This is a genomic window from Nocardioides luteus, from assembly GCF_014648595.1.
Lineage (GTDB): Bacteria > Actinomycetota > Actinomycetes > Propionibacteriales > Nocardioidaceae > Nocardioides > Nocardioides luteus.
The window spans coordinates 237322-262471 of the sequence record NZ_BMRK01000005.1 but is presented as its reverse complement, the minus strand read 5'-3'; the positions used below and the strand labels follow the sequence as shown (position 1 = coordinate 262471).

The following is a 25150-nucleotide window of genomic DNA, read 5'->3' as shown; positions in this document are numbered from 1 at the left end:
CGGCGGCCCAGACCAGCCTCGGCGACACGTTTCCGGCAGGGAGGTCTGGACAGGCTCAACCACCGGGGAACACCGGCGAGGGGCTGGCGTTACGCGTGGGAGGTCTCGACAAGCTCGACCACCGGTGAACACCACCGGGGGACGGTGTCCCGAGTGGGGAGGTCTCGACAGGCTCGACCAGCGGAGGACCAGGTCTCGACGGGCTCGACCGACCGAGGACCTGAGGATGGAGAGCCCGATAGGTTCCGAGCATGCAGCGGTGGCGGACGATGGCGGAGATCTTGGCGGCGCGGGAGAGGTTCGAGGGGCCGCTGGAGGGGTGGCGGCCGCCGCGGGCGCATGGGGTGGGGTTGCGGCCTTCGGGTGCCACCGAGTTCAGCGAACAGCACTTTCCGCTCGTCAACGCTCATGGGCATCGCCTGCCGGCGGTGGTGATGGCGACGGTCGTCGGGCACACCGACGGGACGAGGGCGTACCGGCTGAGCAGGGCGCAGGTCGAGCGGGCTGTCGAGATGCTCTCCCCTGCGGAGGCGTACGCCGAGTATGACCATCCCAACCTGCGGCACTGGCGCGACCGGCTGCTGCCGGCGATGGAGCAGGACCCGGGAGCCGAGGTCGTGGCGGTGTTCGTCGGCGACGACGCCGAGGAGTCGCCGGATCCGGCGATCGATGCGTTCCGGGCGGCGTTCCCGGACCATGCGGTGGCGATCGCCGCAGCGGCGGCGGGGGCCGAGGTGGTCAGGGGGATGTACGGCAGCGAGCTGAGCCACTTCGACAAGTCGCCGACGGACTTCGCGACGGAGGCGGACATCGCTTCGGAGAAGGCGATCCGGGAGACGATCGCGACGTACCGTCCTGGCGACGCCTTCGAGGGTGAGGAGACGGGGCGCAGCGGCGACGGCGAGCGGAGTTGGTTGGTCGACCCGCTCTGCGGGACCCTCAACTACGCTGCCCAGACTCCGCTGGCGGCGGTGAACGTCGCGCTCACGACACCGGAGGGGACTCGGGTCGCGGCCTCCGCGGATCCGATCAGCGAGGAAATCTTCTGGACCGACGGGGTCTCGACAGGCTCGACCACCAGGGCCTGGGTACGCAAGGGTGGCGGCGACACCGCCCTCACGCCGAGCCCGCGCACCATGCTCGTCGACATCCAGTGCGACGGCGCCCCCGACGAGCCGTTCCTCGGCGGCCAGCTAGTTGCTGACCCTGCTCTCCGTAGGACGTTCGGTCCTCGGGTCATGTCGACCACGCTAGCGCTGACCTGGGTCGCGGCAGGGCGGCGGGCGGGGTACGTCACTGACGATCGCCTCACCGAGGGTGGTGGCCTCGAGGGAAGTGTCCACTTCACCGCGCCGATCGCGATCTGCCAGGCCGCCGGCTGCATCGTGACAGACCTCGAGGGCAACAGGCTCCACACCGGCCGCGGCATGATCGCCGCGGCCGATGCGGACACCCATCGGCAGCTGCTCGACCTGGTCCGTCCGCACCTGGAGGCCACGTCGGAATGAGCCAGCCCCGAGCCAGGCTCAGAGGACCGCCTGCAGGAACTGCTTGGTCCGCTCGTGCGTCGGGTTGTTGAACATGACCTCGGGCTTCGCCTCCTCGATGACGCGACCCTCGTCGAACATCAGCACCCGATGCGATACGTCCTGGGCGAACTGCATCTCGTGGGTCACCAGCAGCATCGTGATGTCGGTCTTCCTGGCCACCTCGCGCAGCACCTCGAGGACGTCACCGACCAGCTCCGGGTCGAGCGCGGAGGTCACCTCGTCGAGCAGCAGGATCTCCGGCTCCATCGCGAGTGCACGCGCGATCGCCACACGCTGCTGCTGGCCACCCGAGAGGCTGGTCGGATGGGCATCGATCTTGTCCCGGAGTCCGACCTGGTCGAGCAGGTCGGCCGCCTTGGCCCGGGCCTCGTCCTTGGACTGACCGAGCACGTGCACGGGCGCCTCGATGATGTTCTCGCACACGGTCATGTTCGGGAACAGGTTGAACTGCTGGAAGACCATCCCGATCCGCTTGCGGATCTGGGTGACCTCCTTGTTCGGCAGCTTCACCCGGCGATTGCCCCGCTTGGCGTACGTCAGCGGGTCACCGTCGATGTAGATGTAGCCGCCGGTCAGGTCCTCCAGCGTCATCAGCAGGCGGAGGATGGTGGTCTTGCCGGACCCGCTCGGGCCGATCAGGGTGACGCGCTCTCCGCGAGCCACGGTGAAGTTCAGTCCGTCCAGGACGGTGTTCTTGCCGAACTTCTTGGACACGTCCTCCATCACGATCCGCGGCTGGTCGCCGGTGGACCCGCCCGGACTGGTGGTGTCAGTAGACAAGCTTCTTCTCCAACTTTCGCATCAGGACGGCCGTGGGATAGCTGGCCGCGAGGAAGATCAGGCCGGCCACGGTGAAGACCTCGGTGTATTGATAGGAGGCCCCGCCCAGCTGTTTGGCCTTTGCGACCATCTCGGGGACCAGGATGACGAGCAGGAACGGAGTGTCCTTGAACATCGCGATCGCCCAGTTGCCCAGCGAGGGCAGCGTGGCCCGCAGCGCCTGCGGGATGATCACCGCACGCCAGACCCGCGAGCGCGGCAGCGACAGCGCGGTCGCCGCTTCCCACTGACCCTGACGGATCGAGTCGATCCCGGCACGGTAGGACTCCGCCATGTAGGTGGAGTAGTGGATGGCGAAGACCGCGACGCCGAGGATCATCCCGATGGTCTCGACATCGGTGTCGGGGAACTTCCGGTAGCCGTCGAACGAGATGAAGATCGCCACCGCGAACAGCAGCTGCAGCGGCAACGGCGTCATCCGGATCACGTCGAGCACCCAGGAAAGCGGCAGGCGGACCGGCGTCGGCAGCTCCCGCTGGCAGACCGCCCAGATCAGACCCAGCAGGGCCGCGACTACAGAGCCGGCCACCGTGACCACCAGGGTCACCTGCAGGAACGCCATGAGCAGCGGGCCCACGGTCTCCAGCGCGAACTCGAGATCGAACTCCATCAGGCCACCGCCTCTGCTGTCGCGCGGGTCGTCCGGGTCTTGCTCGGGGCGAGCCCGAGGCGTCGCTGCGCGCGACGCTCGAGCAGCCGCAGGCCGCTGGAGCACGCGAGCGCGATCAGGTAGTAGAACAGGAAGCCGGCGCCGTAGGCGATCCAGAGGCCCACCTCAGGATCCTTACGCATCACCTCGACCCAGTAAGTGAGGTCGTGCAGTCCGATCAGCAGCGCCACCGCGGTGCCCTTGACCAGCATCACCATCAGGTTGTTCAGCCCGGGCAGCATCAGTCCCCAAGCCTGCGGCCAGATCACACGGCGCACCGCCAATGGCCACGACATCGAGAGTGCGGTGGTGGACTCCCACTGCACCTTGGCCACGGCGTTGAGCGAGCCGCGCACCACCTCGGAGCCGTACGCACCGTAGTTGAGGCCGAGCCCGACGATGCCGCACCACATCCCGGGGAGGTCGATCCCGAAGAGCGGGAAGACGTAGAAGAGGAAGAAGAGCTGGACCACGAGCGAGGTGCCGCGGAAGAACTCCACGATCACCCGCGATCCCACCCTCAGCACGGCGACCGGGCTGATCGCGCACAGGCCCAGGACGACGGCTACGACGAGCGCGACGACCGCCCCTCCTCCGGAGAGGGCCAGGGTGACCCGGGCGCCTTCCCAGAGGTAGGGGCTGTAGTCGGATATCGCTTGGAAGAAATCAGACAAGGCGTTCGATCAGTTCGACGACTCGTACTCGTCCACCGACGGCAGCTCGCCCTTGCAGAGCATGTCGGTGGTGATGTTCTCCGGCGGCCGCTCGGCGTCGGTGAAGCCGAACTCACCGAGCACGTCCTCGTACGCCTCGGTCGAACCGGTGATCTTCGCGAGCTCCTTGTTGTAGTCCTCGCGCAGCTTGGAGTCCTTCTCGCGGAACACGGTGGCACCGGCACCGACCTGGACCACGTCCTTGACGACAGCCTCGAAGGAGTCGGTCGCTTCCAGGCCGGCGTCCGGGTTCTCCTCGACCCAGGTGCGGACCGAGATGCCGGTCAGCGCGAAGGCGTCCGCCTGGCCGTTCTGGACCGCGGCGTAACCGTCCTCGGCGGAGTTGACCGTGGTCACGCCGTCGATGCCGAGCTCCTCGGCGTAGGTCTGCTCGATGGCGCCGTTGATGACAGCGAGCCGGACGTCGGACTCGGCGATGTCATCCATGTCCTCCAGGCCCTCGGGGTTGCCCTTCGGCACCGCGAACGCGGTGGTGTACATGATCTCGGGGTCGCCGAAGGCCGCCTGCTCGCAGCGCTCGGGAAGGATCGACATCCCGGCGCTGACCACGTCGTAGCGGCCCGCGTTCAGGCCCGGGATCAGACCGTCCCACTCGACGACCTCGGCCTCGACGTTCTCGTAGCCGAGGTTCTTGAAGATCTCCTCGTGCAGCGCCACGGTGGCGCCCGTCGGCTCGCCGTCCTCCATGTAGGAGTACGGCTTCTCGCCGGCGATGGCGATCTTGATGGTCTTGCCGTCCCCTCCTCCGCCGGCACTGTCGTCGTCGCCACCACATCCGGAGAGGAGCAGAGTCCCGGCTGCCAGCGTGGCGAAGAGTGCGCGCGAGCTTCGTGTGCGCAGTCGCATGGTGTGAACCTTTCGATCGGGCGTGCGACGCGCCGACCGAGTCCGCCGCGTCGAGCAAAGACCTCGTGACCGTATGACGTCCTCGCCGACACCACAACGGTCTTCGATCGCCGCTCAGCGCGTTCTGGAGGCGACTGTCCGGATCCAGAAAATGGTGTTTGACCTGCACAGACGCAGCGGGGCCCAACGCCGCTCAGGCGGCCCGTAGCTCACCCAGGATCGACATGTGTTCGTTACCTCCCCGGCCGCAGACCGCTCTCAGCGCTGCATCAACGCGTCCATCGCCACCGCGACAGAGGCGGCGACGCGGAAGTCGACGCGGGGGTCGTGGACCGTGACGGTGTACTTGTCACGCAGCGCGAAGCGACGCTCGATCGAGATCAGCGGCTGCCCCTCGGAGGAGACGTAGTCGAAGTGGATCGGCAGGAAGTCGATCTCGGTGAAGCGGCGCAGGATGGCGACCAGCTGGTTGCGCTCCTGGCCGGTGCCGGCATAGCCGGGGCCCTCCACATGGAAGGTCGAGCGCAGCAGGCTCTTGCCGAAGTCCTTGCGGAAGAAGCCCATCGGCGCACCGCTCGGGTCGGTGATGTCGTAGCCCGCGTTGAGGTCCATCACCGCGCGCGCCTTGAACGCGAAGACCGCCTGCGCCTTCGACTCGTCGGCGTAGAAGGTCACCTGCTCCTTGAACGCCAGCCGCTTCTGCTGCGCGAAGGCGAGCACCTGCCCCTCGGAGCCGTCCGGGTTCGCGGCCTGCGCGACGTACTTGTTGGCGAAGGGCGTGACCTTCTGGCGGAGGTAGAAGCGGGGTACGTGGTAAGGCTGCTGCGTCATGGGCGCAACCTATCGGTCCTCAGCGCCGGCGCGCGACGAGATAGGCCTGCGGCGTCCGCTCCCACTGCTCCGCGGAGCGCACCACGGTCGCGGTGACCTCGAAACCGGCTTCCTCGAGCAGCGCGCTGGTCGCCTCGACGGGCAGCCGGTAACCGTCGAAGGTGACGTCGTGGCCGTAGGCGCCGATGTGACGGACGTGCTCGTCGCCGACCTGGAACGCGGTCACGAACCGGCCGCCGCGACGGGTGACCCGGGCGAGCTCGGCGAGGACGGCAGGCCGGCGCGCAGGCGGGGTGTGGATCAGGGAGTACCAGGCCAGCACCCCGGCGAGCTCGCCGTCACGCAGCGGCAGCCGCGCCATGTCGCCGACCTCGAACCGGAGCGCGGGGTGCCTCTCCATCGCCTGCGCGATCATCCCCGTCGAGAGGTCGACCCCGAAGACGTCGAGGCCGCGGGCGGCCAGATAGGCGGTGATCCGGCCCGGCCCGCAGCCGATGTCACCGACGAGTCCGCCGCCGTCGTTGCGTACGTAGCCGGCGAAGGTGTCGAGCACGCCCGCGTCGAACGAGGTCTCGGTGACCTCCGGGTCGACGATCTCGGCGTAGGCCTTCGAGACGGTGTCGTAGGCGGCTCGGGTCTCGGTGACGTCGTAGGGCTCCGTCATGGGCGCCCGCCGTTGGCGGTCGGGCCCGACCGCTGCTGCAGGAACCCGGCGGTCATCGTCATCACCGTCTCGGCGGCCGGGAAGGTCGCGGCGTGGCGCCAGAAGCCGTGGACCTGGCCGACCGCACGGAAGGCGACCACCTCGACACCGAGGTCGGCCAGCCGGAGCGCGAAGTCCTCGTTCTCCTCGACCAGGATGTCGCCCTCTGCGCTGACGAGGAGCGTCGGCGGCAGGTCGCGGAGCTCGTCGTCGCCGGCCAGGTAGGGACCGAGATCCGGGTCGCGCAGGTCGGCCTCGGTCGCGGCGTACTGCTTCCAGTACCAGGCCGCCTCCTCGGTCCAGCCACCCGCCATCGTGTAGCCCGCAGTGCTCATCGAGGGGTCGAGGAACGGGTAGACCAGCACCATCGCGGCGAAGACGCCGGGGTTGCGCAGCGCTGCGACGAGCGCCAGGTTGCCGCCGGCGCTGTCGCCGTGGACGTACGCCGGCAGCGTGCTCAGCAGCGGGTCGCGGCCGAGCCATCCGATGACCGTGTCGACGTCGTCGGGAGCGGCGGGAAAGCGGTGCTCCGGGGGTCTGCGGTAGTCGACCGAGAGCACCCGCAGCCCGGTACGGTTGGCCAGCCGCCGGCACGCCGCGTCGTGGACCTCGACGTCGTTGAAGACGAAGCCGCCGCCGTGGAGGTGCACGATCACCCCCTCGCGTACGTCCTCAGGGGTGTAGAGCCGGCACGGGACCCCGTCGGCGTCGATGCCGGCGACCTCGGCGACCTCCTCCTTGGCCTCGGCCGCGGCGAGCTTGCGGGCCTCGTCGCGCTGGGCGGCGATGTCGACCTCCCAGATCGGCGGCGCGTCCTGGTCGGCGGCGACGGCACGGCGGGCGGCGGGGAAGAGTCGGACCATGTCAGAAGATTCCCACACGCCTGGCGGTGGTGCATGCTGATGCGCATGACAGTGGCGGGGGTCCTGGGCACGCTGGTCTACGTCGTGGACCTGCTGATCAAGGTCGTCGCCCTCGGTGTGGTGCCCCGCAACCGGCGGCCGGGCACCGCGATGGCCTGGCTGCTGGCGATCCTGCTGATCCCCAGCGTGGGCCTGATCGCCTACCTGATGCTCGGCCAGACCCGCCTCGATCGCCGGCGTCACGAGCGCCAGCGGGCGCTGAACGAGGAGGTGACCCGCTATGTCGCCGGTCTGCCGCGCCCGCCCCACCCGGAGTCGATCTCACCGGTCGACGCCGCCACGATCGAGCTCAACGAGCGGCTCGGCTCGCTGCCCGCGACGCCGGGCAACCGCGTCGATCTCATCCCCGACTACGCCGGTTCGATCGAGGCGATGACCGCTGCGGTCGAAAGCGCCGAGCACTACGTGCACGTGCAGTTCTACATCACGGCCTGCGACCACCTGACCGAGCCGTTCTTCGATGCGCTCGACCGCGCCACGGCGCGGGGTGTGACCGTCCGGCTCCTGCTCGACCATCTGGGCTCGCGCGGGATCCCGGTATGGCGCCAACTGGTCCGGCGGCTGAACGCCTCCGACATCGACTGGCACCCGCTGCTGCCGATCGCCCCGCTCCGCGGCCAGCTCCGCCGCCCCGATCTCCGCAACCACCGCAAGCTCCTGGTCGTCGACGGCCAGGTCGCCTTCACCGGTTCGCAGAACCTCATCGAGCCCGGCTACGACAAGCCGAAGAATCACCGCGCCGGCCGGGAGTGGGTCGAGCTGACCGCCCGCGTCGAGGGGCCGCTGGTCTCAGCGCTCAACGTCGTCTTCGCCAGCGACTGGAACAGCGAGACCGGCGAGCTGCTCAGGTCGGAGCTCACCGAGTCGGCGACCGCCTGGCTCTCCGGGGAGCCGGCCGGCGACGTCACCGGGCAGACCGTGCCCAGCGGCCCGGGCCTCGAGGCCGAGAACAACCTGCGCGCCTTCACCTCGCTGATGTACGCAGCCCGGGAGCGGATCTCGATCACCAGCCCCTACTTCGTCCCCGACGAGTCGCTGCTCTACGCCGTCACCACCGCCGCCCGGCGGGGTGTCGCGGTGGAGCTGTTCGTCAGCGAGGGCAAGGACCAGTTCATGGTCTACCACGCCCAGCGCTCCTACTACGAGGCGCTGCTGGAGGCCGGGGTGCGCATCTACCTCTACCCCAAGCCCGCCGTCCTGCACGCCAAGCACTTCAGCATCGACGACGAGATCGCCGTGCTCGGCTCGAGCAACATGGACATGCGCTCCTTCGCCCTCAACTACGAGATCTCGCTGATGCTCTTCGACGGCGACCCGGTCGCGCAGATGCGGAAGGTCGAGGACGGCTACCGCGCCGTCTCCCGCGAGCTGCTGCTCGAGGAGTGGCTCGCGCGGCCGAAGGTCGCGGCGTACGTCGACAACGTTCTGCGCCTCACCGCAGCCCTCCAGTAACCCCGAGTTATTGGCGGGCGGAGGATCGAGGATCTCTCTAGGATTCGGCTGTGAGGATTCCGGGGCGCTCCCCCATCAGGCTCGGACCACTGCTCGCGGTCATGCTGCTCAGCGCCGGTTGCGCGGAGCTTCCCGAGCTCCCGACCGCGGCTCCCACGCACCCGCCGTACGAGGCGACGCCGGCCGACTACCAGGCCGTCAGGGACCTGCTCGACCGGCGCGCCACGGCAGCGCTGCAGGGTGACGAGACCGGGTTCCTCGCCACCGTCGACCCCCGCGTCGAGAAGCTGCTCGACCAGCAGCGCACCATCTTCGACAACCTGCAGCAGCTGCCGATGACCTCGCTCTCCTACCGGGTGAAGGACGTCCAGAACGACCCTGACGAGGTCCGCAACGACGGCGTCCTCTTCGCCCCGAAGGTGGTCGAGGTGGCCCAGATGGAGCAGGCCCACCGAACACCCGTCTCCCACCCGACCGACATGACTTTCGTACGCCACCAGGACCGCTGGGTGGTCGGACGCGACCGCGCCGCGCCCGTCACGAGGTACAGCCGGCCCTGGTTCGGTGGTCCGGTCTCGGTGGCGGTCGGACGCTCGGTGGCCGTGGTCATCGAGAAGGACGGCCCGACGGGTGCCGACGATCTGCTGGAACGGGTGAAGAAGGCGCGCACCGTGATCAAGGCAGACCTGAAGGCGGTGCAGGACGCCGAGAAGGGGAAGGTGCCGCTGCTCGTCGACGCGACGAACAACGGCAAGCCGCCGGGCGACACCTTCGACGATGAGCACGGTGCGGCCGCGGTGACCTACCGGGTCGATGCGGTCGGTCCCGGCAAGACGATCTGGAAGCCCTTCGCGACCATCGTCGTCAAGGACAACCCGGTGGCGAGCAACCGGCTGGCCATCGACGACCGCACGCTGCGCCACGAGCTGAGCCATGTCTACGGTCCGATACTGGTGCCGACCTGGGTCAAGGAGGGTCTGGCCGAACACCTCTCCAGGTGCGAGGCGAACATCTGCGACGAGGACGAGGACCGCGAGGAGCTGCTGGCTCACGAGCGCGCCCTCCCGGACGACGACGAGTGGGGTGAGGAGGGAGCGATCGACTACGCCATCTCCCATGCCGCGGTCTCCTGGTTGATCGAGGAGCACGGCGGGCTCGCGAAGTTCATCGAGTTCTGCAACGACTTCTTCTCGCACCGGCCTCAGGGCAGCACGGACTACAACGACGGCACCGACGAGGCCTTGCGCGCCTCCTACGGCATCACCGAGAAGGAGCTCGTCGCGGGCGCGTGGGACTGGTTCGAGCGACTACCCTCAGGATGAGCCGCTCCGCCGACTCCTCGGCCGAGGCGGTGACCGAGGAGTGCTACACCTTTGCGCCCCTCACCCGCTGGATCGGGCTGTACTTCCCCGCCATGGCGGGCTTCTGTCAACGCGCCCGCCTCAGCCGAGCAGCTTCGCCATCTGCGGCGCGATCTCGCGGAGCGCGCGGCCGCGGTGGGAGATGGCGTCCTTCTCCTCGATCGACAGCTCGGCGGAGGTGCGGCCGTCCTTGGTGTCGGTAGCGACGAAGAGGACGTCGTAGCCGAAGCCGCCGGAGCCGCGGACCTCGCGGATGATCCGGCCGTCCATGCGGCCCTCGACGACCAGCTCGCCGCCGGACCAGACGAAGGCGATCGCGCAGGCGAAGTGGGCGCCGCGGCGCTCGTCGGGTACGTCGGAGAGCTGGGCGAGCAGCAGCTCGTTGTTGCGCTCGTCGGACTTGGGCGGTCCGCCCCAGCGGGCCGAGAGCACACCCGGCATCCCGTTGAGGGCGTCCACGCAGAGACCGGAGTCGTCGGCGACTGTCGGGAGCCCGGTGGCCTTGAAGCCCGCCCGGGCCTTGATCAGCGCGTTGCCCTCGAAGTCGGGCGCGTCCTCGACCGGCTCGTCGTAGTGGTCGACGTCGTCGAGGCCGACGACCGAGATCCCGGGCACCAGCGGCTCCAGGATCCGGAACATCTCGCCCAGCTTCTTGGCGTTGCGCGAGGCGACGTGGATGCTGGGCTCGTTCTTGGGCTCATTCTTGGGCTCAGCCGGCAAGTGCGGCCTCCTGCAGCTTGGTCAGGTCGGCGCAGCCCTTCTCGCCCAGCGCCAGCAGCGCGTCGAGCTCGGCGCGGTCGAAGGCGACGCCCTCAGCGGTGCCCTGCACCTCGACGAACTTGCCCTCGCCGGTCATCACGATGTTCATGTCGGTCTCGGCGCGGACGTCCTCCTCGTAGGGGAGGTCGAGGCGCGGGGTGCCGTCGATGATGCCGACCGAGATCGCCGCCACGGACCCGGTCAGCGCCTTCGAGACGCCGAGCGAGGCGGCCGCGTCGGCCAGCGCGACGTAGGCGCCGGTGATCGCCGCCGTGCGGGTGCCACCGTCGGCCTGCAGCACGTCGCAGTCGATGTTGATGGTGTTCTCGCCGAGCGCCTTGTAGTCGATCACGGCACGCAGCGAGCGGCCGACCAGGCGGGAGATCTCGTGCGTGCGCCCGCCGATCTTGCCCTTCACCGACTCGCGCGCGGAGCGCTCGTGGGTGGCGGCCGGGAGCATCGCGTACTCCGCTGTCACCCAGCCCAGGCCGGAGCCCTTGCGCCAGCGCGGTACGCCCTCGGAGGCCGAGGCCGCGCACAGGACGCGGGTCTTGCCGAACTCGATGAGGACGGACCCTGCGGCGTGGTCCAGCCAGTTGCGGGTGATCTTGATGGGGCGCAGCTCGTCGTCGGCGCGCCCGTCAGCTCGTGTGGTCACGTGTCCACCCTATGCAACCGCTCCACCTCGCCGGACGGCAACGGGGGTGGGTGCCGAAGCACCCACCCCCGCGCGGCGGTCGGTCGTACGTCCCGAGGTGCTACTTCAGCTCGGACCTGAGGACCCGGATGGTGCCGAGCACGAGCGGCAGGCCGACCCAGAGGGCGACCGAGGTGATCAGCCGGGCGATGCCGAGGGCACCGTCGTCGACGTTGACACCTGCTGCTCGCATCTCGTCGCCCGCGACGAACGGCATCATCGCGACCTGCATCGAGATCCACGGGAAGAGGTTCTGCGCCCAGTCGAAGATGAAGTAGAGGGCGCTGAAGACCGAGGCCTCCAGGATCAGCGTGTAGCCGTAGTAGACGACCAGCGCGGCCGGGGTGCTCAGGAGGAGCATCCCGAACCCGAAGCCCATCAGCAGGTAGAGGATCTGCGTGGCCAGCGACCAGGCGAGCGTCTCGCCGGAGACGTTCCAGTTGGCCTCGGTGCCGGCGATCGCCGCGCCGGCCGCGGTGCCGATCGCACCGATCCCGACCGCGATGGCCATGGTCACGACGCCGAGGACGAAGACCGCGAGGAGCTTGGCGAGGACGACCTTGAGCCGGCTGGGCTCGAGGGTGAAGGTGACCATGTGGGTGCGCTGGCCCCACTCCTGGGTCACGATCATGATGGCCAGCACCGGCACCAGCAGCGAGACCGGGAACGACAGCGCGCTCATCCAGGTCGAGGCCGGCAGCCCGCTCATGTCGGAGAGCGCGATGACGAGCAGGATGATGCCCGCGACCAGGGCGATCAGGCCGCCCGTGATCATCAGCATGACCCGCCCGGCACGGGTGTCGGTCATCTTGCGCCACTCGACCAGCACCAGCCGGCCGAACGGCACCTTGCTGGCCGTCGGCAGCGGGGTCGACGGCGCTACGGTTGCGGCGCTCATGCGGAGGCTCCTTCGGCGTGGATCTGCGCGGTGTTCTCGCGCTGGGTCTCGGCGGTGAGCTGCAGGAAGATGTCCTCCAGCCCGGCGCCGCCGTCGCGCAGGTCGGTGAGGACGACGTTCGCCTCCAGGGCGGCCCGGCCGACCTCGGCGGGCGCGGCGGAGACGCGCATGCCGGTGCCGATCGGCTCGACGCTGTAGCCCTTGGCCTTCAGCGCGACGGTCAGCGCCTCGTTGTCGAGAGCGGTGACCAGCGACTGGCCGGCCCCGCCCTGGCCCGCGAGGATGGTGTCCTTGGTGCCTTCGGCCACGATGCGGCCGTTGCCGATGAGGATCAGCTCGTCGGCGATCTGCTCGACCTCGTGCAGCAGGTGCGAGGAGAGCAGGACGGTGCCGCCGCGGTCGGCGTACTCCTTCAGCAGTCCACGCATCCAGCGGATGCCCGCCGGGTCCAGACCGTTGGCCGGCTCGTCCAGGATCAGCACCTTGGGGTCGCCGATCAGCGCGTGGGCGATGCCGAGGCGCTGCTTCATGCCCAGGGAGTAGTTCTTGATCCGGCGCTTGGCCTCCGACGGCGTGAGCGAGACCAGCTCGAGCATCTCGTCGACGCGCGACTTGGGCAGGCCCATCGTCGTGGCGGCGATCGTGAGCACCTCGCGGCCGGTGCGGCCGTCGTGCTGAGCGCTGGCGTCGAGCAGCACACCGACGTGGCGGCCCGGGTTGGGGAGGTCGGCATAGAGGCTGCCGTTGATCGTCGCCCGACCCCTGGTGGGGTTGGTCAGGCCGACCATGATGCGCATGGTGGTCGACTTGCCCGCGCCGTTCGGTCCGAGGAAGCCGGTGACTTTGCCGGCCTCGGCGGTGAACGACACGTCGTCGACCGCGGTGAAGGTCCCGTAGACCCTCGTCAGTCCTTCGACTTTGATCATGGCGTACATCCTGCCGTGCTCACCGCCGGAACCGCATCGGACATACGGATGACCCGCAACCAGACGAAAGTATGGGGTCGTTCGCGACCGCGGGATCGGGTCGGGGAGGCTTCGGTTCATTACCGTGGACGGCGTGCAGCAACGCTCCCCGGACGACTACCAGCCACGCCTGAGCCTGTGGGGGCACATCTGGCGCTATCTGGCCGCGCTGGCGATCAGCGTGGTCGGCCTGACGAGCAGCGCCGGGGTCTGGCCGGAATGGCGGCTCGCCGTGGACCTCTCCATCGGAGTGGTCGCGTTGGTGCTCGTCTTCTGGCGTCGCCGCTGGCCCTTCGCGATCGCCACGATCACCGCCATCGCCGGCGCCTTCTCGATCCTCGCCGCCGGCGCCTCCGCGCTGGCTCTGGTCTCGCTGGCGACCCGGCGCCGCTGGGGGGAGATCATCCCGATCTCCCTGCTCAGCTTCGTCCAGGGGATGTTCTGGTTCGCGGTCATGGACGTCACCCCGGGCAAGGGGCCGCAGACGCTGGGCGTGTGGGGCCTCAACGCCGGCGTCAACGTCGTGGTCGTCGCCGCGCTGGTCGCCTGGGGCATGTACATCGGGTCGCGACGCGAGCTCATCGCCACCCTCCGGGTCCGTGCGGAGACGGCCGAGGCGGAGCAGTCGCTGCGCGTCTCCCAGGCCCGCGAGACCGAGCGCCGGCGGATCGCCCGCGAGATGCACGACGTGCTCGCCCACCGCATCTCCCACATCTCGATGCAGGCCGGCGCGCTCTCCTACCGCGAGGACCTCTCCGCCGACCAGGTACGCGGCCAGGTCGGCGCCATCCGCGACGTCGCCCACACGGCGCTGGAGGACCTGCGCACCGTCCTCGGCGTTCTGCGCGGGACCGGCGAGGATCCCGAGACCGCACCTCAGCCGACGTACGCCGATGTGTGCCGTCTCGTCGAGGAGGCCCGCACGGGCGGCATGAACGTCGACTTCGAGGACGAGGTCGAAGGCACCCCGCCGGAGACGATCGGCCGATCGATCTACCGGGTGGTGCAGGAGGGCATCACCAACGCCCGCAAGCACGCCCCGGGCGCGCATCTGGAGGTCACCCTGCGCGGCTCGGAGGAGGACGGGATCACCGTCGACCTGCGCAACCGGCTCGGCTTCGGCTCCAACACGCCGGGCTCCGGGCTGGGCCTGATCGGGCTCAGCGAACGGGCCGACCTCGCCGGCGGACGGCTCGGACACCGCACGGAAAAGGATGTCTTCATCCTCGAAGCATGGCTACCGTGGGGCCAGTGAACAGCCCAGGCACGAGCCCAGCGAGCCCAGCGAGCCCGGTCAAGATCAAGGTGGCGATCGTCGACGACGACCCGCTCGTACGCTCGGCTCTAGGTCTGATGCTCGGCGGCCAGGCCGACATCGAGGTCGTCGGCGAGGCGACCGACGGCCAGGAGGCGCTGTCGCTGGTGCGCACGTCGACGCCCGACGTGGTGCTCATGGACATCCGGATGCCCCGCGTCAACGGCCTCGACGCGACCCGCAGGGTGCTGGCCGACGCTCGGCCGCCACGGGTGATCGTGCTGACCACCTTCGGTGCCGACGAGTACGTCGTGGACGCCCTCGCCGCCGGCGCCGACGGGTTCCTCCTCAAGGACACCCCACCACCCGAGATCGTCGCCGCGATCCGCGCGGTCTCGGCAGGAGAGCCGATCCTCTCCCCCAAGGCCACCCGCACCCTGATCACCCGGCTGCGCGCCGAGCCCACCGGCGACCGCGCTGCTGCCGCCGGACGCCGGCTCGAGGCGCTCACCGAGCGCGAGCACGAGGTCGCGCTGGCGGTCGGCCGCGGCCTCAGCAACGCCGAGATCGCCAAGGAGCTCTACCTCTCCATCCCCACCGTCAAGGCGCACGTCTCCCGCCTCTTCGACAAGCTCGGCGCCACCAACCGCGTCCAGATCGCGATCACCGTCCACGACGCCGGCCTGGTCTGAACCCGTCGGTCGAGCCTGTTTCCCGTCGGTCGAGCCGCGAGCGCCAGCGAGCGTGTCGAGACCAACACGTTCCCCTCGGCGCTCGAGACGACCGTGTTGGTCTCGACACCGGCTCGCTGGCGCTCGCCGGGCTCGACCAGCGGAGCGCCTCAGACTTCGTAGACCGATCCCGTGGCGGCCAGCTCGGTCGGACCGTCGTACGCAGAGCGCGCCTCGCGCAGGGCATCGTCGGGGTCGTGCCAGGGCGGGACGTGGGTGACGACCAGCTTCTTCACGCGGGCCTTCGTGGCGTACTCCCCCGCATGGACGCCGGTGATGTGCACCCCGGGCGGGTTCTCGACGCCGTCACGGAAGGCGGCCTCGCAGACGAACAGGTCGGCGTCGGCGGCGATGTCGAGGAGCACGTCGGTCTCGGCGGTGTCGCCGCTGTAGGCGATGACCTTGCCGTGCGCCTCGATCCGCAGCCCGTACGCAGCGACCGGATGCTCCACGGCCGTCGGCGTGATCACGAACGGACCGAGGTTGATCGGCCCGGTGTAGGTCGAGAACGCGAACTCCTCGCGCATCCCGGGACGCTTGGGCAGGTCGTAGGCCTTCGCCAGGCGGCGGCCGGTGCCCTTGGGGCCGAAGACCGGTATCGGCGGCTGCGGGCCGGTCGGGTGCCACTTGCGGAGCACGTAGTAGGAGGTCATGTCGACGCAGTGGTCGGCGTGCAGGTGGGAGAGCAGGACGGCGTCGATGAGCAGCGGGTCGACGTAGCGCTGCAGGACGCCGAGCGCACCGTTGCCCATGTCGAGCACGATCCGCCACGTACGTCCGGTCTCGTCGTCGGCCTCAACCAGGTAGCAGGAGGCGGGGCTGTCGGGTCCGGGATAGGACCCCGAGCACCCGATGACGGTCAGTCGCACCTGGCCGCTCACCCCATCCCTCCGACAAATTGCTGGGCGGTGGCGAGCTCGGGCCCGAGGAAGCGGCCGCCGATGGCCTTGAACTCCGCGGGGTTGCCGGTGGTGAGGAAGGTGTAGGTCGGCTCCCCGGCCTCGCGCATCAGGTCGTGCTCGGCCAGGACGCGGTAGACGTCCTTCGCCGACTCCTCGGCGCTGCTGACCAGGGTCACGTTGTCGCCCATCACATAGGAGATCACACCAGTCAGGAGCGGATAGTGGGTGCATCCCAGGATCAGCGTGTCGACCCCGGCGCTGGTCAGCGGGTCCAGATACTCGTGCGCGGCGGCCAGCAGCTCGTCGCCGCCGGTGACCCCGGCCTCGACGAACGGCACGAACCGCGGGCAGGCCTGGGTGTGCAGCGAGACGTGGGGCGCGGCGGCGAAGGCGTCGTCGTAGGCCATCGACTCCGCGGTCGCGCGGGTGCAGATCACGCCGATACGACCGGTGCGGGAGGCCGCCACCGCGCGCCGGGTGGCCGGCAGGATGACCTCGACGACGGGCAGCGGACGATAGCGCTCGCGGGCGTCACGCAGCATCGCCGCGGAGGCCGAGTTGCAGGCGATGACCAGGGCCTTCACGCCCTGCTCGACGAGGTGGTCGAGACACTCCAGGGCGTACTCGCGCACCTCGGCGATCGGCTTGGGTCCGTAGGGGGCGCGGGCGGTGTCGCCGACGTACAGGATCGACTCGTGGGCGAGCTGGTCGATCACCGACCGCGCCACCGTCAGTCCGCCGAAGCCCGAGTCGAAGATCCCGATCGGGGCGTCGCGGTCTGGCTGGGAGGAGCCCAGGGTCGAGGTCGAACCCAGGGGCGAGACGGACTGCACGATCGTCAAGGCTAGGCCCAGATGCCGGTCCTTCGCAGTGCTGGGGGTCACGAATCGGCTACCAGAGATCCATCTCACTGCCATGAGCAGTACGAAAAGCTGCGGTAACGTCGCTACATGACGATTTCGTCTCGCTCGCTGGTGCTGGCGGTCGTGATCGCCCTGATGGGCGTGACCTTCGCCGTCGTCGACCTGCCCGGGAGGCCCGCCCAGGCGGCCACCGCGAAGCGGGTGCTGGCCATCTCCGTCGACGGTCTCAGCGTGGCCGCGATCGACCGGCTCGGCCCCGGCCACCTGCCCAACATCTACCGGCTGATGCGCGGAGGAGCCTCCACCCGCGAGGCGCGCAGCGCCTACGAGCAGAACGTCACCCTGCCCAACCACACCTCGATGGTGACCAGCCGCCGGATCACGAGGTCCGCCCACGGTCACGGCGTGACCTGGAACGACGACCGCCGGAAGATGACCGTGCAGAAGGCCGCCGGACACCCGGTCTGGTCGGTCTTCAGCCAGGTCGAGCGCACCGGCCGGAGCAGCGCCCTGTTCGCCTCGAAGTCGAAGTTCCGCATCTTCGACCGCTCCTGGCCCTCGATCGACCGGGTCGTGATCGACGGCGACGGCGACCTCGTCGTCCGGGCAGCCCGCGACCTGTCCGAGCACAAGCGCGCCTTCACCTTCGTCCACCTCGGCTCCCCCGACCACTACGGCCACCACGACGGTGGGATGAGCGCCGCCTACCGCGCCTCGCTCAAGCGCACCGACGCCCGCATCGGCAGGCTGCTGAAGACGATCGACTCGTCCAAGACGCTCGAGCGCACGACGTACGTGATCCTCACCGCCGACCACGGCTTCCGGTCCGGCAGCAAGGACCACAGCGCCCGCGTCTACGCCAACTACCGGATCCCGTTCGTGGTGTGGGGTCCCGGCGTCGCTCGCGGGAAGTCGCTCTACAAGCTCAACCCCGAATACCGGCCGCCGGGCACGAGCCGGCCCACCTACGCCGGCAGGCAGCCGGTCCGCAACGGCGCCCTCGGCAACCTGGCCCTCGACCTGCTCGGGCTCGGCCCGATCCCCGGCAGCACGCTGAATGCGAAGCAGACCCTCGACGTCCGCTGAGATCGCGAGTATGTAAAGACCACCACAAGGAAACCGAACCCTGAGGTACGTTCGCAACGTAACCGGACCAAGGGGGAGTTCGATGTCAGGTGGGATCGCGATCATCGGCGCCGGCATCGGCGGCCTGACCCTCGCGGTCGAGCTCCGTCGCCGGGGCGTCGAGGTCGACGTGTACGAGGCGGCGACCGACCCGCAGCCGAGCAACGACGGCGTCCTGCTCCCGGCCAACGCGACCCGGCACCTCGACCGTCTCGGGCTCGAGCCCGGCCTCGGTGAGGCGTCGGCGGCCGTGGACGGTTTCGTCTGGCGCGACGGTCACACCGGCGCCACGGTCGGCCGGTGCCTCTCCGCCGAGGAGTACGCCGCTCACTCCGGGGCCCCCTTCTACGGCATCCGCCACGGTGACCTGCACGCCCTGCTGAGCAAGGCGTTCGGCACCCGCGGCCTCCATCTCGGCCATCGGCTGACCGGTGTGACCGACCACGGCACCGGACCGGTGCGGCTCGACTTCGCCGGCGCCGACCCCGTCGAGGCCGACGTGGTCATCGGCGCCGACGGGGCGGGCTCGGTGCTGCGCGAGCACGTCGTCGGCTACGACGACATCCAGTTCTCGGGCTGCGTCGCTTGGCGAGGCGTGGTCCCGCGCTCCGACCTCACCCTGCTCCCCGACCCCGAGCGCCTGCAGCTGTGGATGGGCCCGGACGCCCACCTGATGCACCACCCCGTCGCCGACGGTGCCCATGCCTTCCTGCTGGTCCGGCGACAGCCCGGACCGTGGGCACCGGACACGTGGTCGTGGCCCGCCGAGCCCGACGAGCACGTCCATGCGTACGCGGGCTGGCACCCGGCCGTCGTCCAGATGATCTCCGCGGCGACCTGCTCGAAGCGCTGGGCGCTGCTCCACCGGCCGCCGCTGACGGAGTGGTCGCGCGGACGGGTCACCCTGCTCGGCGACGCCGCCCACCTGATGCTCCCCCACCACGGCCAGGGCACCGCGCAGGCGATCGAGGACGCGGTCGTGCTCGCCGACTGTCTCACCTCCACCGACGACCGTGCCCGCGCCCGCGCCTCCTACGAGGTGCGCCGCCGCGACCGCGCCCGCCGGATCCAGGTCGCCTCGCTGGCCGCCGCCGACGTCCTCCACCTGCCCGAAGGCCCCCGCGCCCGGGGCCGCAACAAGCGCCTCGGCGCTCCCGACGTCTACGAGCGTCATCTCGCCTGGATCCACGACCACGACGTGGCCGAGATCGGCCGACCGTAACTCCCCGCCCTGCTGGGGCGTTGTCCGGGAGTGAGAGCCTTCCTCGGACGCAAGGGCTTCCTGGCGCTCGGCATCTGGGCGATGTACGCATCGGCCATCGCCGTGGCGCTGGTCCAGCTCGGCTCGGCCCCCGAGGAGGGCAGCACCCGCTCCGGCCGCCCGCTCGCCCCCGGAAGCCCCGCCGCGCTCATCGAGAAGCACGACTGCTGGAGCGCCGAGGCCCCGCGGGACATGACCGGCCGGATGCCCGGCCACGCCATCGTCGCCACCGGCCCCGCCCCGCGCTACGTCGACGCCCACCTCACCGGCAAGGCCCTCGACCAGGTCTTCGCCGGCCGCGACCACGGCCTCGTCGTCTACGCCTTCTGCCGCTGACCCCACCGCTGGTCGAGCCGGATTCGCGAGGAACGAGCGAATCCGGCTCGAGACCATCACTTTCGGATCGGCGCTCGATGGGACTGTGTTGGTCTCGACACGCTCGCTGGCGCTCGCGGCTCGACCAGCGAGACGACCTACGCGACCGCGTGCAGCTCGAACCTCAGCCCGAGCGCCTTCGTCACCTTGAGGATCGTCGACCAGGTCGGGTTTCCGTCCGCGGAAAGCGCCTTGTAGAGGCCGTCTCGGCTCATCCCGACCCGGCGAGCGAGCTCACTCATGTTCTGCGATCTGGCGATCACACCCAGCGCGCGCGGGACAGCAGTCGGGTCGTCCGCCGAATCCTCGAGAGCGATCTCGAGGTAGGCGGCCATGTCATCGAGACCGTCCAGGTAGTCAGCAGCGTCGAAGCGCGCGTACTTCTCAGTCGCCATCGTGCTCAGCATCCTTGTCTGCATGCCACTCTTCCGCCAGAGCATGCGCGTTCTCGACGTCTTCACTCTGCGCAGACTTGTCGCCTCCGCAGAGCAGCAGGATCAGCTTGTCGCCGTCTTGTAGGTAGTAGACCCGATATCCCGGGCCGTACGTCAGCCGCATCTCCGATATGCCATGGCCAACTGGTTTCACATCGCCGGGGTTGCCATGGGCCAACCGGCCGATGCGCGCCACGATGCGCAGTCGGGCCTGGCGGTCCCTCAGCTTCCTCAGCCATCGGTCGAAGTCCTCGGTCCTGGCGACCTCGATCATCTGTCGACTATATCTGACACTCGAAGCGTTTCCAAGCAATCAGCCATGGTCGGCTACCCCCGGTTCGTGGTTCCAGAATGTGCCTCGACCTTCGATGCATCTGGAACGCTAATCGGGCCCACCGACATTTCGTCGACACCCTTGGGTGGCGGGTCAGGCCCAGAGCTGGCCCTCGAGACCCTCCTCGGCCTCGTCGATGGTGCCTTCGTAGGCGCCGGTGGAGAGGTACTTCCAGCCGCCGTCGGCGACGACGAAGGCGATGTCGGCCTGCTCGCCGGCGCGCAGCGACTTGGCGGCCTGGGCGAGGGCGGCGTGGAGGATGGCGCCGGTGGAGATGCCGGCGAAGATCCCCTCGAGCTCGAGGAGCTCGCGGACGCGGCGGACTGCGTCGCGGGGGCCGACGGAGAAGCGGGCGTCGATGAGGGAGGCGTCGTAGAGCTCGGGGACGAAGCCCTCGTCGAGATTGCGGAGGCCGTAGACGAGCTCGCCGTAGCGCGGCTCGGCGGCGACGATGCGTACGTCGGGCTTGGCGGCGCGGAAGTAGCGGCCGACGCCCATCAGGGTGCCGGTGGTGCCGAGCCCGGCGACGAAGTGGGTGATCGAGGGGAGGTCGGCGAGGAGCTCGGGACCGGTGCCCTCCTCGTGCGCGAGCGCGTTGGCGGAGTTGCCGTACTGGTAGAGCATCTCCCAGTCGGGATGCTCGGCGGCGAGGCGCTTGGCGACCCGGACGGCCTCGTTGGAGCCGCCGGCGGCGGGCGAGGAGACGATCTCGGCGCCCCACATCCGCAGCAGCTGACGCCGCTCCTCGGAGGTGTTCTCGGGCATCACGCAGACGATCCGGTAGCCCTTGAGCTTGGCCGCCATGGCCAGCGAGATCCCGGTGTTGCCGGAGGTCGGCTCGAGGATGGTGCAGCCGGGCCGGAGCCGGCCGTCCTTCTCGGCCTCCTCGACCATCCGCAGGGCGGGGCGGTCCTTGATCGAGCCGGTCGGGTTGCGGTCCTCCAGCTTGGCCCACAGCCGTACGTCGGGCGAGGGCGAGAGGCGGGGAAGGCCCACCAGCGGGGTGTTCCCGACGGACGCCAGCAGGTTGTCGTAGCGCATGGGGTCCATCGTCGCATCAACCGATCGGCTGATGCCCACTCGCGCCGATCGCCCGATCCGTGAGACCGCGGATCACGACAGGCTCCAGGTATGCATCAGGAGCGAGCAACAGCGGTCGTCGTGGACGGCCTGCGCAAGACATACGGCGCGAAGGTGGCGGTCGACGAGATCAGCCTGAACGTCTACGAGGGCGAGATCTTCGGCATCCTCGGCCCCAACGGGGCCGGCAAGAGCACGACCGTGGAGTCGATCGCCGGGCTGCGCGTGGGCGACAAGGGCCGGATCCGGGTCCACGGCATCGACCCCCGGACGGATCGTGCGGCGGTGACGGAGGTGCTCGGCGTACAGCTCCAGGAGGCGAAGCTGCAGCCGAAGATCACGGTCAAGGAGGCGTTGGAGCTGTGGAGCGCCTTCTACCCCGATCCCGAGCCGTGGGCGCCGCTGGCCGAGCGGCTGGGGCTCGGCGGCCACCTGCAGCAGCGGTTCGAGCACCTCTCCGGCGGACAGCAGCAGCGGCTCTCGATCGCGCTGGCGATGATCGGCCGGCCGCGGGTCGTCGTGCTCGACGAGCTCACCACCGGCCTGGACCCGCGGGCGCGCCGGGAGGTGTGGGACCTGGTGCGCGACGTACGCGACCGGGGTGTGACCGTCCTGCTGGTGACCCACTCGATGGAGGAGGCGCAGACGCTCTGCGACCGGATCGCGATCGTCGACTCCGGCCGCATCCGGGCGCTCGACACCCCGGCGGGGCTGATCGACGCCGCGTCCGCCGCGACCATCACCACCTTCGAGACCGAGGTCGCGATCGACCTGGCCGCGCTGCGCGAGCTCGACGGCGTCGCCGCCGCGCGCAGCGAGAACGGGCTCGTCACCGTCGAGGGCGCTGAAGGGGTCGCGCTCGCGGTCGTCGAGGCGCTGCGTACGCAGGGCGTGACACCGCAGCGGTTCCGGGTCGCCGCCGGCACCCTCGACGCCGCCTACCTCGACCTCACCGAGACCATCACCGCCATGGAGGCACTGCGATGACCAGCCCGACCGTAGCCATGATCCGCACGGAGACGCGGCTCTTCACCCGCGAGCGGCTCTCGCTCTTCTGGATTCTCGCGTTCCCGACGCTGCTGCTCGTCGTGCTCGGGGTCGTGCCGGCCTTCCGCGAGTACAACGAGGACTTCGGCAACCGTCGTCTCATCGACCTCTACGTGCCGACGACGGTGCTCCTCTCGATGATCATGGCGGCGATCATGACGATGCCGCCGACCCTGACCGGCTATCGCGAGACCGGGGTGCTGCGGCGGCTCGGCACGACACCGGCCCGCCCGAGCTCCATCCTGCTCGGCCAGGTGCTGGTGCACGCGGTCGCGGTCGCCGCCTCGTCGGTGATCGTGATCGTGGTCGGCCGGGTGGTGTTCGGGACGCCGCTGCCGGGGTCGATCCTCGGGTACGCGGCGGCGTACGTGCTGGCGCTGGCGGTCTCGCTCGGGATCGGGACCGCGATCACCGCGGTCTCCCCCAACGCCAAGACCGGTCAGGTGGTGGCGATGGCGGCATTCATCCCGAGCATGTTCACCGCCGGTGTCTACTTCCCCGTCGAGGTCTTCGGCGGCACCGTCCGCGACATCATCTCGCTCACGCCCTACGGTGCCGCGTCGAACGCGCTCAACGACGCCGGCGCCGGGGACTTCCCACAGCTGATGGATCTCGCGGTGATGGGCGGCTGGACGATCCTGCTCTACGTGATTGCCGTGCGCGCCTTCAAGTGGGAATGAGAGGGTCTGAGCATGGACTCGGTCGTCGAGCACGATCAGCGCTGGGTACGCAGCCTCAAGGTGCTGCCGCTGGCGCTGATCGTGCTCGCCACGACCATCTGCCTCGCGACGCTGCCGGTCCTCGGACCCAGCAGCTTCGAGGCTCAGGTGGCCTTCGGCGGGCTGGTGGTGGCGGTCGCGCTGTGGTCCTGGTGGTGGACCTATGTCCACGGCGGCCCGCACCCGGTCGGCTACTTCGGCCGCACGCTGCTGATCGCCACCCTCACCCTGATGCACCCGCTGTTCTGCATCGTCGCGTGGATCGGCTACCTGGACGCCTTCGACTCCTTCCGCGGCCGCGTGCGCTGGGTGGCGATGGGGGTGACGGCCGCGATCATGGCCGTCGGCCAGACCGGCGGCCCGCCGCCCTACGACAACCCCTGGCAGGCGATGCTGCTGCCGCTGCTCTTCGTGGTGAACTTCGGCCTGGCGGGGTTGATGGGCCGCTACAGCGAGCATCTCGACTCGGTGAGCCGGGAGCGCGGCGAGACGATCGTCCGGCTGGAGGACGCGCTCGCCGAGAACGAACGGCTCCAGGCGCAGCTCCTCGCCCAGTCGCGCTCGGCCGGCGTCCGTGAGGAGCGCGAGCGCCTCGCCCGCGAGATCCACGACACCATCGCGCAGTCGCTGGCCGGTGTCGTGGCCCAGCTCCAGGCCGCCCAGGGCACCGCGGACGCCGCAGACGTACGTCTCCGGGTGGAACGCGCCACCGAGATGGCCCGCACCGCGCTGGTCGAGGCGCGGCGGTCGGTCCAGGATCTGACTCCGGTCGAGCTGGCCGGCGCCGGCCTCACCGACGCGCTGTCCACGCTGGTCACCGGCTGGCGCGAGGACCACGGCGTCGAGGCCGCCTTCGTCGTCGTCGGCGACGCCCGGGCACTCCACTCCGAGGTCGAGGCGACGCTGCTGCGGATCGCCCAGGAGGCACTCACCAACGTCGCCAAGCACGCCGGCGCCTCACGCGTCGGGGTCACGCTCACCTTCGACGAGGCCGACGTGATCCTCGACGTACGCGACGACGGCTGCGGCTTCGACACCGCCGCTCCGCGGCGTTCCTCATCGTTCGGGCTGGGCGTGATGCGCGACCGCGCCGAGCGCCTGACCGGCACCCTGACCCTGGAGTCGGCGCCCGGCGCGGGCACCGCCGTCTCCGCCAGCATCCCCGCGCTCTCCCGAGGTCCTGCATGAGTCGGTCCATCAGCATCGTGGTCGCCGACGACCACCCGGTCGTACGCGACGGGGTGGTCGGGGTGCTCCTCGCCCAGGGCTTCGAGGTCGTCGGCCAGGCCGGCGACGGCGAGGAGGCGCTCGGTCTCGTCGAGACGCTCGACCCGGACGTCCTCGTCCTCGACCTGCGGATGCCCGGCACCAGCGGCGTCGAGGTGATCGAGCGGCTGCGCGCGAAGGAGTCGCGCACCGGCGTACTCGTCCTGACGACGTTCGACACCGACACCGACGTGGTCGCCGCGATCGAGGCCGGGGCGACCGGCTACCTGCTCAAGGACGCCCCCACGACCGACCTCGTCGAGGCGGTCCGGGCGACCGCTGCCGGCGAGACGGTCCTCTCCCCCGCGGTCGCGACCCGGCTCGCCTCGCGGCTGCGCTCACCGGGTCCGAGCGCTCAGCTGAGCCAGCGCGAGCGCGAGGTGCTCACCCTGGTCGCCCGCGGCACCACCAACCGCGCGATCGCGGCCTCGCTCTTCGTCAGCGAGGCGACGGTGAAGACCCACCTGGGCCACATCTTCGACAAGCTGGGGGTCACAGACAGAGCTGCCGCGGTCGCACGAGCGTACGACCGCGGCATCCTGGGGTGAAA

Annotated in this window: 28 protein-coding genes; 12 read left to right on the top strand and 16 right to left on the bottom strand. The window is 69.8% G+C overall.

Annotated elements, in window-relative coordinates; translation table 11 throughout:
* Nucleotides 1–251: 251 nt before the first annotated feature.
* Nucleotides 252–1508 carry an inositol monophosphatase family protein gene (locus IEY81_RS09220; protein ID WP_229787581.1) on the top strand — a complete coding sequence of 419 codons (1257 nt, stop codon included), beginning with the start codon at nucleotides 252–254 and terminating at the stop codon, nucleotides 1506–1508.
* 18 nt (nucleotides 1509–1526) lie between these two features.
* Here IEY81_RS09220 and ehuA read toward each other — a convergent pair whose 3' ends face one another.
* The 7 genes from ehuA to IEY81_RS09185 all read right to left on the bottom strand — a co-directional run bounded on the left by ehuA (nucleotide 1527) and on the right by IEY81_RS09185 (nucleotide 7016).
* Nucleotides 1527–2330 (bottom strand): ectoine/hydroxyectoine ABC transporter ATP-binding protein EhuA, encoded by an 804-nt coding sequence (ehuA, locus tag IEY81_RS09215; protein ID WP_271188432.1) that lies wholly within the window; start codon nucleotides 2328–2330, stop codon nucleotides 1527–1529.
* On the bottom strand, nucleotides 2320–3000 hold the full coding sequence (locus IEY81_RS09210; RefSeq protein WP_189118165.1) for an amino acid ABC transporter permease: 681 nt from the start codon (nucleotides 2998–3000) through the stop codon (nucleotides 2320–2322). Before IEY81_RS09210 ends, ehuA begins: the two co-directional genes overlap by 11 nt.
* A complete protein-coding gene (locus tag IEY81_RS09205) occupies nucleotides 3000–3713 on the bottom strand; it encodes an amino acid ABC transporter permease (protein ID WP_189118164.1) in 714 nt (237 codons plus the stop codon). The genes IEY81_RS09210 and IEY81_RS09205 overlap by 1 nt, the downstream gene beginning before the upstream one ends.
* 9 nt (nucleotides 3714–3722) lie before the next feature.
* Complete coding sequence (locus IEY81_RS09200) at nucleotides 3723–4619, bottom strand: transporter substrate-binding domain-containing protein (RefSeq protein WP_189118163.1); 897 nt, start codon at nucleotides 4617–4619, stop codon at nucleotides 3723–3725.
* A gap of 258 nt (nucleotides 4620–4877) precedes the next feature.
* Entirely contained in the window at nucleotides 4878–5450 is a 573-nt protein-coding gene (locus IEY81_RS09195) for an LURP-one-related family protein (protein ID WP_189118162.1), read from the bottom strand.
* A gap of 19 nt (nucleotides 5451–5469) precedes the next feature.
* The gene (locus IEY81_RS09190; protein ID WP_189118161.1) at nucleotides 5470–6114 is read right to left on the bottom strand and encodes a class I SAM-dependent methyltransferase; all 645 of its coding nucleotides are present in this window, start codon (nucleotides 6112–6114) and stop codon (nucleotides 5470–5472) included.
* Nucleotides 6111–7016: an alpha/beta hydrolase gene (locus IEY81_RS09185; RefSeq protein ID WP_189118160.1), complete on the bottom strand. Its 906-nt coding sequence runs from the start codon at nucleotides 7014–7016 to the stop codon at nucleotides 6111–6113. Before IEY81_RS09185 ends, IEY81_RS09190 begins: the two co-directional genes overlap by 4 nt.
* Before the next feature lie 39 nt (nucleotides 7017–7055).
* On the opposite strand from IEY81_RS09185, the gene cls reads away from it, so the two are divergent.
* On the top strand, nucleotides 7056–8528 hold the full coding sequence (gene cls / locus IEY81_RS09180; RefSeq protein WP_229787579.1) for a cardiolipin synthase: 1473 nt from the start codon (nucleotides 7056–7058) through the stop codon (nucleotides 8526–8528).
* Between the two features lie 50 nt (nucleotides 8529–8578).
* A complete protein-coding gene (locus IEY81_RS09175) occupies nucleotides 8579–9850 on the top strand; it encodes a hypothetical protein (protein ID WP_189118158.1) in 1272 nt (423 codons plus the stop codon).
* 120 nt (nucleotides 9851–9970) lie between these two features.
* Here the strand turns inward: IEY81_RS09175 and rdgB are convergent, their stop codons facing one another.
* The 4 genes from rdgB to IEY81_RS09155 all read right to left on the bottom strand — a co-directional run bounded on the left by rdgB (nucleotide 9971) and on the right by IEY81_RS09155 (nucleotide 13169).
* Nucleotides 9971–10609, bottom strand: a complete 639-nt coding sequence (rdgB, locus tag IEY81_RS09170; RefSeq protein ID WP_189118157.1) for an RdgB/HAM1 family non-canonical purine NTP pyrophosphatase — start codon at nucleotides 10607–10609, stop codon at nucleotides 9971–9973.
* Nucleotides 10599–11306 carry a ribonuclease PH gene (gene rph, locus IEY81_RS09165; protein WP_189118156.1) on the bottom strand — a complete coding sequence of 236 codons (708 nt, stop codon included), beginning with the start codon at nucleotides 11304–11306 and terminating at the stop codon, nucleotides 10599–10601. Before rph ends, rdgB begins: the two co-directional genes overlap by 11 nt.
* 100 nt (nucleotides 11307–11406) lie before the next feature.
* The gene (locus tag IEY81_RS09160; protein ID WP_189118155.1) at nucleotides 11407–12243 is read right to left on the bottom strand and encodes an ABC transporter permease; all 837 of its coding nucleotides are present in this window, start codon (nucleotides 12241–12243) and stop codon (nucleotides 11407–11409) included.
* Nucleotides 12240–13169, bottom strand: coding sequence for an ABC transporter ATP-binding protein (locus IEY81_RS09155; RefSeq protein WP_189118154.1), 930 nt, complete (start codon nucleotides 13167–13169; stop codon nucleotides 12240–12242). The genes IEY81_RS09160 and IEY81_RS09155 overlap by 4 nt, the downstream gene beginning before the upstream one ends.
* Before the next feature lie 133 nt (nucleotides 13170–13302).
* On the opposite strand from IEY81_RS09155, the gene IEY81_RS09150 reads away from it, so the two are divergent.
* Nucleotides 13303–14463, top strand: a complete 1161-nt coding sequence (locus IEY81_RS09150; protein WP_229787576.1) for a sensor histidine kinase — start codon at nucleotides 13303–13305, stop codon at nucleotides 14461–14463.
* Nucleotides 14460–15155: a response regulator gene (locus IEY81_RS09145; protein WP_189118152.1), complete on the top strand. Its 696-nt coding sequence runs from the start codon at nucleotides 14460–14462 to the stop codon at nucleotides 15153–15155. Before IEY81_RS09150 ends, IEY81_RS09145 begins: the two co-directional genes overlap by 4 nt.
* Before the next feature lie 149 nt (nucleotides 15156–15304).
* Here IEY81_RS09145 and IEY81_RS09140 read toward each other — a convergent pair whose 3' ends face one another.
* On the bottom strand, nucleotides 15305–16075 hold the full coding sequence (locus IEY81_RS09140) for an MBL fold metallo-hydrolase (protein ID WP_229787574.1): 771 nt from the start codon (nucleotides 16073–16075) through the stop codon (nucleotides 15305–15307).
* Nucleotides 16072–16929, bottom strand: a complete 858-nt coding sequence (murI, locus tag IEY81_RS09135) for a glutamate racemase (protein ID WP_189118151.1) — start codon at nucleotides 16927–16929, stop codon at nucleotides 16072–16074. Before murI ends, IEY81_RS09140 begins: the two co-directional genes overlap by 4 nt.
* 117 nt (nucleotides 16930–17046) lie before the next feature.
* Between murI and IEY81_RS09130 the strand changes: the two genes are divergently transcribed.
* The 3 genes from IEY81_RS09130 to IEY81_RS09120 all read left to right on the top strand — a co-directional run bounded on the left by IEY81_RS09130 (nucleotide 17047) and on the right by IEY81_RS09120 (nucleotide 19681).
* The gene (locus tag IEY81_RS09130; RefSeq protein WP_189118150.1) at nucleotides 17047–18045 is read left to right on the top strand and encodes an alkaline phosphatase family protein; all 999 of its coding nucleotides are present in this window, start codon (nucleotides 17047–17049) and stop codon (nucleotides 18043–18045) included.
* An 82-nt stretch (nucleotides 18046–18127) separates the two neighbouring features.
* A complete protein-coding gene (locus IEY81_RS09125; RefSeq protein WP_189118149.1) occupies nucleotides 18128–19306 on the top strand; it encodes an FAD-dependent monooxygenase in 1179 nt (392 codons plus the stop codon).
* 30 nt (nucleotides 19307–19336) lie between these two features.
* On the top strand, nucleotides 19337–19681 hold the full coding sequence (locus IEY81_RS09120; protein ID WP_189118148.1) for a hypothetical protein: 345 nt from the start codon (nucleotides 19337–19339) through the stop codon (nucleotides 19679–19681).
* Nucleotides 19682–19818: 137 nt separating this feature from the next.
* On the opposite strand, the gene IEY81_RS09115 is transcribed toward IEY81_RS09120, so the two are convergent.
* From IEY81_RS09115 to IEY81_RS09105, 3 genes are all read right to left on the bottom strand, one after another.
* Nucleotides 19819–20115 carry an addiction module antidote protein gene (locus IEY81_RS09115; RefSeq protein WP_189118147.1) on the bottom strand — a complete coding sequence of 99 codons (297 nt, stop codon included), beginning with the start codon at nucleotides 20113–20115 and terminating at the stop codon, nucleotides 19819–19821.
* A complete protein-coding gene (locus IEY81_RS09110; protein ID WP_189118146.1) occupies nucleotides 20105–20428 on the bottom strand; it encodes a type II toxin-antitoxin system RelE/ParE family toxin in 324 nt (107 codons plus the stop codon). The genes IEY81_RS09115 and IEY81_RS09110 overlap by 11 nt, the downstream gene beginning before the upstream one ends.
* A 153-nt stretch (nucleotides 20429–20581) precedes the next feature.
* Nucleotides 20582–21529 carry a PLP-dependent cysteine synthase family protein gene (locus IEY81_RS09105; RefSeq protein WP_189118145.1) on the bottom strand — a complete coding sequence of 316 codons (948 nt, stop codon included), beginning with the start codon at nucleotides 21527–21529 and terminating at the stop codon, nucleotides 20582–20584.
* A 90-nt stretch (nucleotides 21530–21619) separates the two neighbouring features.
* On the opposite strand from IEY81_RS09105, the gene IEY81_RS09100 reads away from it, so the two are divergent.
* Genes IEY81_RS09100 through IEY81_RS09085 form a run of 4 tightly spaced genes read left to right on the top strand, consistent with a single transcriptional unit; the run spans nucleotide 21620 to nucleotide 25148 of the window.
* Nucleotides 21620–22555 (top strand): ABC transporter ATP-binding protein, encoded by a 936-nt coding sequence (locus IEY81_RS09100; protein ID WP_189118144.1) that lies wholly within the window; start codon nucleotides 21620–21622, stop codon nucleotides 22553–22555.
* Nucleotides 22552–23295, top strand: coding sequence for an ABC transporter permease (locus IEY81_RS09095; RefSeq protein ID WP_189118143.1), 744 nt, complete (start codon nucleotides 22552–22554; stop codon nucleotides 23293–23295). Before IEY81_RS09100 ends, IEY81_RS09095 begins: the two co-directional genes overlap by 4 nt.
* A gap of 12 nt (nucleotides 23296–23307) precedes the next feature.
* Nucleotides 23308–24522, top strand: coding sequence for a sensor histidine kinase (locus IEY81_RS09090; protein ID WP_189118142.1), 1215 nt, complete (start codon nucleotides 23308–23310; stop codon nucleotides 24520–24522).
* The gene (locus IEY81_RS09085) at nucleotides 24519–25148 is read left to right on the top strand and encodes a response regulator (protein WP_189118141.1); all 630 of its coding nucleotides are present in this window, start codon (nucleotides 24519–24521) and stop codon (nucleotides 25146–25148) included. The genes IEY81_RS09090 and IEY81_RS09085 overlap by 4 nt, the downstream gene beginning before the upstream one ends.
* Nucleotides 25149–25150 lie beyond the last annotated feature (2 nt).